Origin of the sequence: Acinetobacter sp. WCHA55, assembly GCF_002165305.2 — a bacterium.
GTDB lineage: Bacteria > Pseudomonadota > Gammaproteobacteria > Pseudomonadales > Moraxellaceae > Acinetobacter.
This window is the reverse complement of sequence record NZ_CP032284.1, coordinates 39066-53831: the sequence shown is the minus strand read 5'-3', so window position 1 is coordinate 53831 and position 14766 is coordinate 39066. Positions and strand designations below refer to the sequence as shown.

General features: G+C 48.8%; 11 protein-coding genes and 3 pseudogenes. 9 read left to right on the top strand and 5 right to left on the bottom strand.

The window, feature by feature from the left end; translation table 11 throughout:
- Position 1 precedes the first annotated feature (1 nt).
- The 3 genes and pseudogenes from CDG62_RS19510 to cutA all read right to left on the bottom strand — a co-directional run.
- Positions 2 to 568, bottom strand: a pseudogene (locus tag CDG62_RS19510) (twin-arginine translocation (TAT) pathway signal sequence domain protein); the annotation flags it as partial.
- A gap of 90 nt (positions 569 to 658) precedes the next feature.
- Positions 659 to 1033, bottom strand: a pseudogene (locus tag CDG62_RS19505) (protein-disulfide reductase DsbD domain-containing protein); the annotation flags it as partial.
- A 4-nt stretch (positions 1034 to 1037) separates the two neighbouring features.
- Positions 1038 to 1367 carry a divalent-cation tolerance protein CutA gene (cutA, locus tag CDG62_RS00880; protein ID WP_004201171.1) on the bottom strand — a complete coding sequence of 110 codons (330 nt, stop codon included), beginning with the start codon at positions 1365 to 1367 and terminating at the stop codon, positions 1038 to 1040.
- A gap of 193 nt (positions 1368 to 1560) precedes the next feature.
- On the opposite strand from cutA, the gene groES reads away from it, so the two are divergent.
- The 3 genes from groES to CDG62_RS00865 all read left to right on the top strand — a co-directional run bounded on the left by groES (position 1561) and on the right by CDG62_RS00865 (position 5265).
- On the top strand, positions 1561 to 1851 hold the full coding sequence (gene groES / locus CDG62_RS00875; protein ID WP_004201172.1) for a co-chaperone GroES: 291 nt from the start codon (positions 1561 to 1563) through the stop codon (positions 1849 to 1851).
- A 55-nt stretch (positions 1852 to 1906) separates the two neighbouring features.
- Entirely contained in the window at positions 1907 to 3547 is a 1641-nt protein-coding gene (gene groL / locus CDG62_RS00870; protein ID WP_087528887.1) for a chaperonin GroEL, read from the top strand.
- Positions 3548 to 3771: 224 nt separating this feature from the next.
- Complete coding sequence (locus CDG62_RS00865) at positions 3772 to 5265, top strand: IS91 family transposase (protein WP_043907034.1); 1494 nt, start codon at positions 3772 to 3774, stop codon at positions 5263 to 5265.
- Positions 5266 to 5514: 249 nt separating this feature from the next.
- Here the strand turns inward: CDG62_RS00865 and CDG62_RS00855 are convergent.
- Positions 5515 to 5760 (bottom strand): annotated as a pseudogene (locus CDG62_RS00855) (hypothetical protein); the annotation flags it as partial.
- A 349-nt stretch (positions 5761 to 6109) separates the two neighbouring features.
- Here CDG62_RS00855 and CDG62_RS00850 point away from each other — a divergent pair.
- The 3 genes from CDG62_RS00850 (at position 6110) to CDG62_RS00840 (ending at position 11845) form a co-directional block, all read left to right on the top strand.
- Positions 6110 to 7078 carry an IS30 family transposase gene (locus CDG62_RS00850; RefSeq protein ID WP_012308653.1) on the top strand — a complete coding sequence of 323 codons (969 nt, stop codon included), beginning with the start codon at positions 6110 to 6112 and terminating at the stop codon, positions 7076 to 7078.
- Positions 7079 to 8418: 1340 nt separating this feature from the next.
- Complete coding sequence (locus CDG62_RS00845; protein WP_087528524.1) at positions 8419 to 10074, top strand: HNH endonuclease signature motif containing protein; 1656 nt, start codon at positions 8419 to 8421, stop codon at positions 10072 to 10074.
- Between the two features lie 538 nt (positions 10075 to 10612).
- Positions 10613 to 11845 carry an ATP-binding protein gene (locus tag CDG62_RS00840; RefSeq protein WP_087528525.1) on the top strand — a complete coding sequence of 411 codons (1233 nt, stop codon included), beginning with the start codon at positions 10613 to 10615 and terminating at the stop codon, positions 11843 to 11845.
- Positions 11846 to 12116: 271 nt separating this feature from the next.
- On the opposite strand, the gene CDG62_RS00835 is transcribed toward CDG62_RS00840, so the two are convergent.
- Positions 12117 to 12446, bottom strand: coding sequence for a DUF4236 domain-containing protein (locus CDG62_RS00835; RefSeq protein ID WP_000506885.1), 330 nt, complete (start codon positions 12444 to 12446; stop codon positions 12117 to 12119).
- Positions 12447 to 12654: 208 nt separating this feature from the next.
- Between CDG62_RS00835 and CDG62_RS00830 the strand changes: the two genes are divergently transcribed.
- Genes CDG62_RS00830 through CDG62_RS00820 form a run of 3 tightly spaced genes read left to right on the top strand, consistent with a single transcriptional unit; the run spans position 12655 to position 14735 of the window.
- Positions 12655 to 13521 (top strand): WYL domain-containing protein, encoded by an 867-nt coding sequence (locus CDG62_RS00830; RefSeq protein ID WP_087528526.1) that lies wholly within the window; start codon positions 12655 to 12657, stop codon positions 13519 to 13521.
- A 10-nt stretch (positions 13522 to 13531) separates the two neighbouring features.
- On the top strand, positions 13532 to 14143 hold the full coding sequence (locus CDG62_RS00825; RefSeq protein WP_087528527.1) for a DUF1819 family protein: 612 nt from the start codon (positions 13532 to 13534) through the stop codon (positions 14141 to 14143).
- A gap of 16 nt (positions 14144 to 14159) precedes the next feature.
- Positions 14160 to 14735 (top strand): DUF1788 domain-containing protein, encoded by a 576-nt coding sequence (locus CDG62_RS00820; RefSeq protein WP_004281985.1) that lies wholly within the window; start codon positions 14160 to 14162, stop codon positions 14733 to 14735.
- Positions 14736 to 14766 lie beyond the last annotated feature (31 nt).

The window sequence follows — 14766 nt, the reverse complement described above, 5'->3', positions numbered from 1 at the left end:
ATCAATAGGCGTCGTTCAGCGCAAAGATCGGCTTGCGGGTGCGCCACTGCCCTCGGGTGAAGTCGGGAAAATCTAACGTGCGATTGCCCTCAGCAATCGATTGTTCCGACAGAGGCGTGATCGCGCTCCAGGCCAGCGCGTCGTAAATGTCGATTGGCATCGGGGCCTTGGCCTTCAGCGCCTCGACAAAAGCGTGGATCACGAACCAGTCCATCCCGCCATGCCCGGCCCCTGCCGCCAGATCGGCGTAGCGTTTCCATAGCGGGTGATCGTATTTCGCAAACCAGCCCTCGGCAGGCTCCCAGCGGTGCGGCTGTGGGCTCTTGCCCTCCAGATAGATCGACTTGTTGACGTCCATCCACAGCCCCTCGGTGCCTTGCACCCGAAAGCCGAGAGAATAGGGGCGCGGCAGCGAGGTGTCGTGGCACAGCATGATCGTTTCACCATTAGTGCAGCCGATCATGGTGTTGACCACATCACCCAGTGCGAATTTCACCTCGGCGTTGGGATGATCGGCAGAGCCGTTCTTGACGACATAATCATGCAGCCCGCGCGCCTTACAGCCGAAGCCGCCAGCGCCCGCTTCGCCCGGCAACGCGACCTTCAGGGTGCGGGTCTGCGGCGGGTAGCACACGCCGGCATCGGCGCAGCCCTGGTACTTCACGGTCAGGGTGGTCGCGCTCGCGCCGGCCGCGGGCGTGCCGGTGAGGGTGCCGAGCAATTCCTTGCGGTAGGTTTCGACGTCGCCGAAGAATTCGTCGCGGTAGGCCTTGCCCTTCGGCAGCGCCATGGTCGCGCCGGTGAAGGCGGCATCGGCCTTGACCGAGGTGCGGTGCCGGTACAGGTAATAGCCGTCGGCGATCCGCCAGCGCACCTCGATGCGGTCCGGCGCGGTGGCCTGCGCGGACAGGACGAAGACCTCGTCGACCGGCGGCAGTTCGAAGTCCTGGGCGACGGCCGAGGTCGCGGGCAGCGCAAGCAGCAGGGCGAGCCCGGCCAGCCAGCGGCGCAGGCGGATCGTGGATGCGGTCATTGGCTCAGTTTACCGGTCGGCTCTCGGCGGCCAGCCATTGCAGGTATTCGGGCAGGCCGGACGCGGCTTCGACCGCGAGCAGCTCCGGGAGTTCGTAGGGATGCAGTTGGCGCAGGCGTTCCTGCAGGGCGGGGTAGGCCTCGGCACTGGTCTTGACCAGCAGCAGGACCTCGGCCGCGGCCTCGACCTTGCGTTGCCAGCGATAGACCGAACGCAGGCCGGGCAGGAGGTTGACGCAGGCGGCCAGGCGCTCGGCCACCAGCGCGGTGGCGATGCGCTCGGCGCTGTCGGCGTCGGGACAGGTGCAGAAGCAGATCAGGGCGCTCACCGGCATAGGGTAGCGGCTGCCCCGATCCGGCGGGCCTGGCGGACATCCGCGTGCGGCCCTTGAAAGTCGGCGGGCCCGCCCCATCTCGGTGGCATGCCGGGTTCGCCCGGTTCTGTTGTCCGCGGTTTGGCACTCGCTTCGCGCGACTGCTAAAATCGCCGGGTTTTTCCACGTCAATCAACCATTTACCGAGGTTGCCATGTCCAATATCAAGCCGCTGCACGACCGCGTGGTCATCAAGCGCATGGAAGAAGAGAAGCTGTCCGCCGGCGGGATCGTGATCCCGGATTCGGCCACCGAGAAGCCGATCAAGGGCGAAGTCGTCGCCGTCGGCACCGGCAAGGTGCTGGACAACGGCCAGGTCCGCGCGCCGCAGGTCAAGGTCGGCGACAAGGTGCTGTTCGGCAAGTACAGCGGCACCGAAGTGAAGCTGGACGGCGTCGAGCTGCTGGTGGTGAAGGAAGACGACCTGTTCGCGATCCTCGGCTGATCGCGCGTCGCTCCCACACATTTCTCATCCGAATAATTTTTCGAGGTAATTCGCAATGGCTGTCAAGGACATTCGTTTCGGCGAAGACGCGCGCTCCAAGATGGTGCGCGGCGTCAACGTGCTCGCCAACGCCGTGAAGGCGACCCTCGGCCCGAAGGGCCGCAACGTCGTGCTGCAGAAGAGCTACGGCGCGCCGACCATCACCAAGGACGGCGTCTCCGTCGCCAAGGAAATCGAACTGGCTGACGCGTTCGAGAACATGGGCGCGCAGATGGTGAAGGAAGTCGCTTCCAAGACCTCCGACAACGCCGGCGACGGCACCACCACCGCCACCGTGCTGGCGCAGGCGTTCATCCGCGAGGGCATGAAGGCGGTCGCCGCCGGCATGAACCCGATGGACCTGAAGCGCGGCATCGACCAGGCGGTGAAGGCCGCGGTCGGCGAACTGAAGTCGCTGTCCAAGCCGTCGTCGACCAGCAAGGAAATCGCCCAGGTCGGCGCGATCTCCGCGAACTCGGATGCCAACATCGGCGACCTGATCGCGCAGGCGATGGACAAGGTCGGCAAGGAAGGCGTGATCACGGTCGAGGAAGGCAGCGGCCTGGACAACGAACTCGACGTGGTCGAGGGCATGCAGTTCGACCGCGGCTACCTGAGCCCGTACTTCGTCAACAACCAGCAGTCGATGTCGGCCGACCTGGATGATCCCTTCATCCTGCTGTACGACAAGAAGATCTCCAACGTGCGCGACCTGCTGCCCGTCCTCGAGGGCGTGGCCAAGGCCGGCAAGCCGCTGCTGATCGTGGCGGAGGAAGTCGAAGGCGAAGCGCTGGCGACCCTGGTGGTCAACACCATCCGCGGCATCGTCAAGGTCTGCGCGGTGAAGGCCCCGGGCTTCGGCGACCGTCGCAAGGCGATGCTGGAAGACATGGCGATCCTGACCGGCGGCGTGGTGATTTCCGAGGAAGTCGGCCTGTCGCTGGAGAAGGCCACCATCAAGGACCTCGGCCGCGCCAAGAAGATCCAGGTGTCGAAGGAAAACACCACCATCATCGATGGCGCCGGCGAAGGCGCGGGCATCGAGGCGCGCATCAAGCAGATCAAGGCGCAGATCGAGGAGACCTCCTCCGACTACGACCGCGAGAAGCTGCAGGAGCGCGTGGCCAAGCTGGCCGGCGGCGTTGCGGTGATCAAGGTCGGTGCCGCCACCGAAGTCGAGATGAAGGAAAAGAAGGCGCGCGTCGAAGACGCCCTGCACGCGACCCGTGCGGCCGTCGAGGAAGGCATCGTCCCGGGCGGCGGCGTCGCCCTGATCCGTGCCAAGGCGGCGATCGCCGGCATCAAGGGCGTGAACGAAGACCAGAACCACGGCATCCAGATCGCCCTGCGCGCGATGGAAGCCCCGCTGCGCGAGATCGTGACCAATGCCGGCGATGAGCCGTCGGTCATCCTCAACCGCGTGGTCGAAGGTTCGGGTGCGTTCGGCTACAACGCCGCCAACGGCGAGTTCGGCGACATGATCGAGTTCGGCATCCTGGACCCGACCAAGGTCACCCGCACCGCGCTGCAGAACGCCGCGTCGATCGCGGGCCTGATGATCACCACCGAAGCGATGGTGGCCGAGGCCCCGAAGAAGGACGAGCCGGCGATGCCGGCCGGCGGCGGCATGGGCGGCATGGGCGGCATGGATTTCTAAGCCCCGCGATCCATCAAGCAAGACCACAAAGCCCGGCCTCGTGCCGGGCTTTGTGCGTTCTGGCGTCCGAGGCGGGAGACTTCCTACCCGCCCCGCGGCAATGTCTGACGCGAAGATCAGAAAACGCCGATATGAACGCGTGCTCGCGGGCGCAACCCTGAGCAGCCGTCCCTGCAACGGAGCGCTGCGTGCCGCGCCTGACCGCACCCCGGCGGCAGGCCGAGGTGTGCGCGCCACTGCCGGCCGCCCACGCCGCTGCGCGTTACGCGCGCCACCTGCCCGAGCGCACGCTGCTGTACGCGCTAGTGCAGGCGCACTACCCGGACTTCATCGCGCGTCTTGAGGCCGAAGACCGCCCGCTGCCCGAGTATGTGCGCGAGGAGTTCGAGACCTACCTGCGCTGCGGCGTGCTCGAGCACGGCTTCCTGCGCGTGGTCTGCGAGCACTGTCGTGCCGAGAGGCTGGTGGCGTATTCCTGCAAGAAGCGCGGGCTGTGCCCGAGCTGCGGCGCACGGCGCATGGCCGAGTCGGCGCGGCATCTGGTGGACGAGGTGTTCGGCCCGCGGCCGGTGCGGCAATGGGTGCTGAGTTTCCCGTACCCGTTGCGCTTCCTGTTCGCCAGCAAGCCTGAGGCGATCGGCCCGGTGCTGGGCATCGTGCATCGTGTGATCGCCGGTTGGCTTGCCGATCAGGCCGGCGTGCCGCGGGATACGGCGCAATGCGGCGTGGTGACCCTGATCCAGCGCTTCGGCAGCGCGCTGAATCTCAACATCCACTTCCACATGCTGTGGCTCGACGGCGTGTACGAGGACACCACCGAGCGTCCGCAGCGCAAGCCGCGCCTGCACCGCACCCGTGCGCCCACATCGGCGCAACTGACGGAACTGGCCAACACCATCGCGCATCGCGTGTGCCGGCACCTGTCGCGCCGCGGCTGGCTCGAAGGCGAAGACGAATCCGTGTTCCTGTCCGACAGCGCGGGTAGCGACGACGGCATGGATGGGCTGCGGATGAGTTCGATGACCTACCGCATCGCCACCGGTCGCGACGCTGGCCGCAAGGTCGTCACGCTGCAAACGCTGCCTGGCGACGCCGGTCCGCTGGAGGGCGACGCCGGCAAGGTCGGCGGCTTCTCGCTGCATGCCGGCGTGGCCGCGGAAGCACACGAAAGCCACAAGCTCGAAAAGCTGTGCCGCTACATCACGCGCCCGGCGATCAGCGAGCAGCGGCTATCGATCTCGCCACAGGGCAGGGTGCGTTACCAGCTCAAGACGCCGTGGCGCAATGGCACCACGCATGTCGAATGGGATGCGGTGGACTTCATCGCCAAGCTGGCGGCACTGGTCCCGCCGCCACGCGCGCATCTCACCCGCTTCCACGGCGTATTCGCCCCGAATGCAAACCTGCGCGCGCAGCTGACGCCCTCGGGGCGCGGCAGGCGGCCTGCGGGCGATGCGGCGCCAGTGGACGTCAGCGCCCACGACGAGCCGCGCAGCCCCGAGCAGAAGCGCCGTGCGATGAGCTGGGCGCAACGGCTCAAGCGGGTCTTTTCCATCGACATCACCACCTGCGCCCACTGCGGCGGCGCGGTGCGGATCGTCGCCAGCATCGAAGACCCCAAGGCCATTCGCGCCATCCTCGCCCACTTCGAGAAACACGGCGCGCTGGAGCAAGCGCACTACCGGCCCGCAGCGCGCGCCCCGCCGCCCGCCGCGTGATGAGGCGCCGGCCACACAGCCGGCAGCCAAGCCAGAGTCCGATCCGATGCGGCCACGACCCCGCAGGGCTGCGCTCGGCCCTGTGCCGGGATTCGGTGAGAAATGGCTACGCACTGAGCCGCTGCGTGGCCCCGCGATGTCGAAAACCCACGCATGAACCCCCGATCTGTGCCCGATCTGTGCCCAAAGCGGCGCTTGCGCGGCCGCTTCCTACCCGCCAGACTCGCCAAAAAGGGCGGTTGAACTTCCTATACCCATATCCCACTTTAGGTTTGGCAGCACCTTTTCAATCAGGTGGTTGTTTACACCAATCCAGCTATTGGCCAATTGAATATTGGTTTCGTCTACTTTTTTTGATTTTTTAAACAGCTTGGTAAAACCGAGTGCCAAAACAGGGGGACCATGTAAAAACGTGCTTCCTGTAATGACTGAACCAACTGTGAGTCCTTTACTGACTTTTTGCAATAAGGATGCTTTTTTATGAGCAGTAGACATAAATCTAACCTTGAGTGTAGAGATTTAAAAAAATGTTCCAACTATAAACAACGGAAATTGAAATACAATTGTATATTTGAAGATGTTGACATTTTTTATGGATTTACCCATTTTCTGCAATTTTAATCCACTTTATCATAAGTGAAGCATTGGTATTTGGTGTATAAAGTTCTTAAAAACTTTTATTGAAACATATATCTCATGTTTTTAGAAATCCGATAAATTGAAAACAATGGAGGGCAGAGTAAAACTTGAAGTGCGACATAAACCACCTAATTAATTTAAAGGGTTTATGGAGTATATAAAATTGTCATACCATCATCTTAACTTTGAAGATCGTACTGCATTAATGCTTGAGTCAAGAAAAGAAGGCTTTTCAGCCAGAAAATTTGCTGAACTCATTAAAAGACATCCTAGTACGATCTATCGTGAGCTTAAAAGAAATAGCATCAATGACGTTTATCAAGCTCAATATGCTTCTGATAACACTTTTGCTAGACGTAGACGTGGTCACAGAAAACTCAAAATCGATTCAATCCTCTGGAAATTTATTGTTGAAGCGATCCGTTGTTTATGGTCTCCTCAGCAAATAGCAAAGCGTTTAAAGACATTTCCTGATTTGGATCAAACAATGAATGTAAGCCATACAACGATTTATTCAACGATACGAGCATTACCCAAGGGTGAGTTGAAAAAAGACTTATTATCCTGTCTACGTCATGAAAATAAAAAGCGAAAAGCTAACGGTGAACCTAAAAAAGATTCTATATTACAGGATATTAAAACTATTCATGAGCGCCCAGCCGAAGTTCAAGAAAGAAAAATACCGGGTCATTGGGAAGCTGATTTAATTAAAGGTAAAGACAATAAAAGTTCGATAGCAACACTTATTGAACGAAATACACGGCTCTGTATCTTGGCAACATTACCTGATGCAAAGGCAGAATCAGTGCGCAAGGCTTTAACTGAAGCTCTGAAATATTTACCTGCAGAACTGCGTAAAACGTTGACCTATGACCGTGGACGTGAGATGTCAGAACATAAAATACTCGAAGAAGATTTAGGCATAGATGTATATTTCTGTGACCCACATTCACCCTGGCAAAAAGGCACATGCGAAAATATGAATGGTTTAATTAGGCAATATTTACCTAAAGGGATTGATTTAAATCAGGCAGATCAGCATTATTTAAATCAAGTTGCCATGTCACTGAATACTCGTCCTAGAAAGGCGTTAGATTGGCTTACACCATTAGAGAAATTTGCTCAGCTTGTTGATTATCATATGGCTTTTGAAACTGTCGCACCTCATGTTTGAATTCGCCATGTTTTACCGGAGAAGTAGGGGGGCTACAGTTTTTTTATATTAGAAAAATATATAAAAAACAGCAGTATATAACTTTAGGTAATTCATGTATGATTATTTTTTCATTATTTATAAGGTTCCTCTTTTTTTTTGGTCAAAAAAAAGGGACACTAAGAGCGAGGTGTGCACTCTGTGAGGTTGATTTTTGATAATTTTTTTTCTTGAGAATAGCCTGGATAGGCTAGACGAGAGATTATCAAAAAAAATACTCAATAAATAAAAAGATTTTGTATGACTCGCAGGAGAAAATAAGATTAAATTTAAATGTATTTTTTTATTATTCTTGTAAATTTATTCGGATATTATTTTTTAAATTTAATCTATAAAATATAAAATTATATATAAGGTAAATTTTATAGACTAGGGAGTTAATATAAATTATTTACCCTATAAATTGATTTGTTTTATTCTGTAAAATAGGGAAATTAGTTTTTATTTTTTATAAATAAAAAAATTAATTTTGCTAGATTTATAATATTAAATACAGCATAGAAAACTGGGTTGTGTTTTTGGTTTTATTTTATAAGCTAATTTTAAATAGCCTAAGCAAATATATTTCAGAAAAATAGCCCAAGCCTTTGCTTTTTAAAACTGCTGTTTTACAAAGCAAAGGCTTGGGAGTCCACCAATATGATTATTTTTAGATTTTAATGAGATCCCAAAAAATGGAGAAGATAAATTAATTAGCTTAGGTAATCCTTCTATAAGTATGCAGCATAGATTTTGAGCTAAACACGCATCCTTGTATGTAGGTAAAATACAGGGATTTTTTCGGCTAAAATTTTGAAAAAATTAAGCCAGCATTCAATTTTAAAATATCACTAAAAAATGAATAAAAAATTCTAATTTGGTTTGACCAAAGAAAAAGATACCCATATGATAATTACATTACAGCAAAATCTGTAATCGGGCGTGGAAACCTGAAAATTACTACAGAAGCATTAAAACCGCTTTAGCGGTTTTTTGTGCTTATTATGCTTAGTTTGCCATTATGGTAGGCCAGGCAGGGCAGTCTATGACTGGCCGTCTTCTGTAGTGCGGTATTTCCACCCCTGTTTGGTCTACCTCCATCTCGTGGAAAAGATGGTTGTAGATAGTTAATTCTAAACTACAGGTACTAAACATGAAGATTTTATTATCTAATCCCCCCATTTCTCTTAGGTCTCTTTTGTTAGCGCTGACTGGATATTGACGGTCATTTAATTCACAGCTTTAACCAAATCGAACTATATACATTTTCAAATTTCGTACTTGAGCGAAAGTAGGAAAGTGTTGCCTGGAGAAAATAAGAAATGGGTTCTACACGACTATTGACCAATATTATTCAGCGTAAAGTCATGTTGCCAGAAGAAATGTCACCATCAATGCAACGAGACAATTTTGAAGTTGCACTGACTGATTTTGAAAAGCATGCCATCATCAAATGTTTATTTAAAGCGGATAACCAGCGTTCTACTGAATGTTGGAGTGTGCGGGAAATTGCAAACTTTATTGGGAATTGCACAGAAGATCAAAATATCAATTTGTGTATTTTGTATTGGAAAGATATACACGGCAACATCTATATTATCGATGGGGCGCATCGCCTTTCGAGTATTTATGCGTGGGTCAAGAGATATTTTGCAGATGAACAAGCCACTCAAGCGCCTAATTTTAGCGATCAACAAAAAGAAGATATTCGTGACCTGCGAAATCATTTAGGGGATCTAGCTGACTTCCAAAAAATTTGTATTGATCCTAAATTTGCAGAACAAAAATCTAAATTAGACGATATTAAAATCAGTTTCCGGCAAGTGCTTGGTACTCCAGAAGATGCACGACGCGTATTCCAATCGATTAACTCAGATACTAAACGCCTGGATAAATATGAGGAATATCATCTAAGAAGTCGGGGAAGTGATGCATATTATGCGATCTATGCTTGTTGTTATATCAATGACAATAAATCCAATTTAGAAGAGCTTCAATATACACGCTTAAATGCGCTGATCGAGTTGGGGGAGAAGATCCATCAACTGCTTTTCTCTACCATCTTATTAGATACTGAAATGAGTCATGGTAAAAAAATTGGCTTGGTCAATGAGCTCATGAATATCATCGCGGGTGATCAGATTCATAATATCATGAGCCTGAATCAGGGTGAACGCGTTGAAAAGATCATGTCACATCTGTTTACGGTCCTTTGCCGAATGGCCACTCCTGTAAAAAATACTGGGGTTCCGAGTTTGGGCTTACATCCGTTCTTATATTTTTATAAGGACCAGCGTTTTCAGATTACTTCCTTTCTAGCATGGTTTTCAATTGTGTTTGAAATTCATGAAAGTCGCATGCAGATTCATCATCGAACGATTAGTTTCAAGGACTTCACCCGGGTACGCCGTAGTATTGAGTTCTTGATCGCCAATTTCCCCGTGGCGACCACCGAAACGGTCGGCAAGTTCGGCAGTGGTATCAAGGGCTATGATCGTCTACAAATCGTCTATAAAGCCTTTATTTGCTTAAGCTTGGAAATGGAGGTTGATTTTGATGATGAGGAATGCCTGAATACATTTATCCTGTCCATGTCTAAGGCCTTCAAGTACATAAACTTTAATGAGTTTTATGTTGAAAGATTTTTGGGGAATTATGATGATACGGTCGTGAAGCATGTGGTGGGATATGTGGAGTCGATTAGTCCAATCCCGCGCTCAAAGCCCAAATCCTTTTCAGCATTAACTAAAAGTTTACTTAAGCACAATTTTCTGGTGGGTAATCATAACTTTTGCCTCATTTGTGACGGATTGATCTATCTTGATTCTACTGAATCGGATCATCGGATTGCCAAAGCCGTAGGTGGGCAAGGTGTTCTAGAGAATGGTCTGCTGGTTCATCCCATCTGTAATAGAATGAAATCAGATCTGAGTCTGGAAGAGATTAGAGCGGATTTGTTTGGTGAATTACTGTATTGAGCAGCAGAGGGGGTAAATTAATTTTCTAAAATTTATCAATGATTTAACTTTTGATATATTCAGCCAATGTGGTTATTTTTAATTCAGTCCAGAATCACAACCAGAAACTAGCTGTAGTTTCTGAATGACCGTCAAGGTCCTTAGTTTCGCCCATAGATTCCCTCTGTGGGCTTTTTTTTGATCAAAAATTGTATAGATGCCCTAAAATAAACCTTTTAGCATTTCATAAGCAATGAGGATTAAGGCTGAGACCATCAGCACAACAAAAATGAGTTCCACTCTAGTTAACATCTTAGTTCCATTTACTTTTCACTTAATTTATATAGCAGTTAACTCGTAGCATCAATGAAATAACATGACATGGAAAATAATCAAAAAGACAGAATTTGGATTTTGATCAGATCTACTGTTTGCATGCTTCAACAGTAGCTTTGAATGTTTCACTTAAACTTTAAATTTTTTTAAAATTGAATATTTTTACATCTAGGTTCTAAACTTTGATAGAATTAATTAAAACTTTAGATTTCAAGTGTAAACAATGAGAAGCGCTAATATTCGACGTGATGGCTACTTAAAATTTCTGAATACATGGCAAGACCGTGATGTCATTAAAGTACTTTCAGGTGTGCGTCGCTCTGGAAAATCTACCTTATTGGCGATGTTTCAACAAGACCTAAAAGCACAGGGTGTACAAGCCGAAAACATCATTGCCATCAACTTCGAATTTATGGAATTTGAAGAACTCACCGATTACCGTAAACTACATGATTATGTATTGTCCAAAGTTGATAAAAGTAAAAAAAACTATGTTTTTTTAGATGAAATACAACATGTTACCAATTTTGAGAAAGTGGTCGACTCTTTATATGTTCGGGATTATATCGATTTATATATTACAGGCTCAAACGCATTCTTTCTAAGTGGAGAACTTGCGACTTTACTTACAGGACGCTATATCGAGCAACATGTTCTACCTTTGTCATTCCAAGAATTTAAACAGTGGCATATTGAAAATAATCCGATCATCCAACAATTATCCAATCGTGATTTGTATGCCATGTATACGCGCAGTAGTTTCCCTTATACGCTTGCCATGACTAGCCAGCAAGAAACTTATGATTACTTGCAAGCGGTCTATGCCAGTGTAATGTTTAAAGATGTTATTCCCCGTTTGAATACTGCCGATATTAACTCTCTCGAGCGTGTCGCAAGATATTTGGCAAGCGTGACAGGCTCACCTATTTCCATCAATAAAATTAAAAATACCTTTGTTTCAAGCGGGGTTAAAATCTCATTTGAAACAGTAAAACGCTATATTCAGGGCTTACAGGACAGTTTGCTATTTTATAGTGCTGCACAATTTAAAGTACGTGGGCGTGAGTTATTACAATCCTCTGAAAAATACTATTTAGTTGATGTCGGATTGCGCCGGATTATGTTGCCTGATGCTAATGCTGATCAAGGTCATATCTTAGAAAATGTAATTTATCTTGAGCTTATCAGACGAGGTTATACGGTCTATGTAGGGCGGGTTGATGAATATGAAATAGATTTTGTTGCTGTCGATACTTTACAGAATTTAACTTATTATCAAGTGGCATTAGAAACGCTCAATGAGGAGACACTCAGCCGAGAGTTACGTCCATTACAGAAAATTTCTGATTCGTATCCCAAATATTTACTTACCTTAGACACGATAGGGGCTGAAGCAAATTATAATGGTATTGTAAAAATGAGTGCTCTCGATTGGTTGCTATCTGAAAATAAGTAAAGTTGAGGGTAGACATGAATACTCTTATTTATTGATTAAAACTCAAAGACTTTTCAGCATCATCCAAGAATGTATTCAAGCATAATTTTTGCTCCAATTGTGATGGATCGATTTACCTCGACTCGATTGAGTCAGATCATCATGATTGAGCTACAGTCACTTACTGAAAGTAGCGAGAATTGCACTGTAGTTTCTGAAGGATATTAATTCCTTAGTTTGCCCATTCATCCATGTGGGCATTTTTTTTGATCAAAATACAATGCTGTTCTTGCTAAAAAATGACGGCACCCACCATAAAACACAATATTCCAAAAATAATCCAAGGCCAGATCTTTGTCTTCGGTTGTTCTAAATTCTGAGGATTATATTCCGTGTGTTCTAGCGATGTCGGTTGTGGAACACGGGTCTTTTTAGAGTAAGGTTGGTGTTTAGAGTAAGATAGTCCCGTACCTGGAATGCCGACACTGGTTCGCGTACCTTTTTTCCCAATATTTAGAGAAGCACCAGGTTTGCCAATGCTGGCACTGCTGATGCCTTTATGGGTCAGATTAATTTTAAAACCCGGGAATAATTTAATACTTTTACGAAATCTAAAACCCATATTTCTCTCATTCTAAAACTTAGCTCAATTCACGCGCTATACTAGGATCCATGATCTGCTAGAGATCGTACTTTGACGGCTATCATCAGGATACTAGTATATTTTTTATCTGGTGATTGCAATACTACCTTTAAATACCGTCAAAAATCTTTACTGTATATTTGCTGTAGGGTAATCTTAAAACTACTATTTATTGACTGATTGGTATATGACGACAGATAAGCATGAAGTCCTTCTCAGAATGAGAGCCATTGAACTCCTTGCATACTGGGAAGGTCGTTTGGTTACCAATCGTTTGATGAGTTGGTTTGGACTTAGTCGACAGCAGGCTTCTGCGGATATCAAGCGTTACAATACGCTTTACAACCCCGATGCCTTGATTCATGATCCATCGGTAAAAGGCTATGTGCCTAAAGCCAGTTTTCAACCAGTACTGACTACAGCGCATATCAATGAATATCTCAATATGCTCTCGGGCTTGGTCAGTGAATCACATGCCCTGATTGCGACACCAGAACCGAATCTCTCAGCGGTCCAGTTACCCGATCGCAGTGTGCGTCCTGAAGTCATCAGGGAGGTGTTGCGTGCCTGTCGAACACAAAGCTGTCTCAAAATTATTTATGCCTCCATGCAGAATCCGCAGTGGCATGAGCGCATGATTTCCCCGCATACCCTGGTGTATACCGGCTTCCGTTGGCATGTCCGTGCCTATTGCCATCAGAGCAAGCAGTTTAAGGACTTTTTACTCTCCAGAATTGATCGCACACCTGTTGCGGTGGCGATTGAGTCAGTAGACCCTGCTCAGGATCAGCAATGGCATGAAGAAATCATGCTGACGCTGATGCCCAATCCCAAATTGAACCCATCACAACAAGCCCTGGTCGAAAAAGACTTTGGCATGCCGGAGGGCAGATTACAGATTCCGGTGAAAAAAGCCCTGGCTCACTATACTTTGCAGCGATATCAGGCCGCGATCACGCTGGCTGAGGCGGATGATGCCTTGAAATATCCCTTGGTACTACAACGCTCAGATATCGAAAAGCTGTCGTCTTACCTGTTTGATCAGGCCTCATAGGAGATTGGCCATGTTAGAACAATTTCATTATGACAGTGACCTGATTGGTGGTTCCCTGATGGTGCGTGAAAGCCGGCTGATCGCGGATCTGTTATTACGAGAAGCGACTCCAGAACAATGGCATCAGGCCATTCAGATTGACAATATTCTGCAAAAAAGAACGCCTGCTTCAGCTCAACGCAATGCCACCGCTATTCGTAAGCGTCTGGAGCGCTTAGAGCCTGATTTCTGGAGAGCACTACGTGATGGGGATGATGAGCTGGCGACTCAGGTGGCTTTTTGTGGGGCACTTGAACGCAACCTGTTGCTGCTTGAGTTTATGGAAACAGTGATGAGAGAGGCCTATATCTCCCAGGCTCAATACCTGGATAGCTATATTTGGTCAGATTTTTTGGATGAACGCTCACAACGTGATCCGGATATCTGTGATTGGAAAGAGTCCAGCAAGAAAAAAATGGGGCAGGTGGTGTTTCGTATGCTGGCAGAAGCCGGTTACTTAAAAAGTACCCGTAAGCTGGAGTTGCAGCGTGTGATCGTCAGAGCAGAGCTGCGTAGCCTGTTGGAAGAACATTATAAACAACGCATTAAAAGATCTATGGAAGTTTCGCTATGGACGCGGTAGTTGTAGAGGGGCAGCAATGAGTCAAAAAATACATGAGCGTCTGAACCAGATTCCAGAGCGAATACTTTCAACCGAGTTTCTCACCGGTCAAGGATTGGGCAATGAAATTGGCTTCTGGATTTTTGATTATGCACCTGAAGATGAGTTGAAAGTGCGCGAATATCTGCATTTTCTAGACGGGATGCTGGAGAAAAAACACAGTCAGCTGAAGGTGGTGAATATCAACCTGCTGCAAGCCGTGGTGGATTATCTGGCTGAGCGTAACTTCATCGATAAAGCCATTCAAATGCAAAAAGCCAAAGGCGATGAGGCGCTGCTCAAAGCGCTGAAAGGCCCACTGCATATGGATAAGTTCGCGCCCTATCTGGTAAGTAAATATGCCACCAATGCGCAAGATATTGTGTTGATGACTGGGGTTGGGTCGGTTTGGCCACTGTTACGTGCCCATCACTTATTGAACAGTTTGCATTCGTTACTGGGGCATAAGCCAGTGGTGCTGTTTTACCCAGGTTATTACGACGGTCAAGCGATGAGTTTATTTGGAAAAATTCCAAGCAATAATTACTACAGAGCATTCAGATTAGTGCCTTAAACACGGCAAATAGAAATAAGAATTCGGGGGA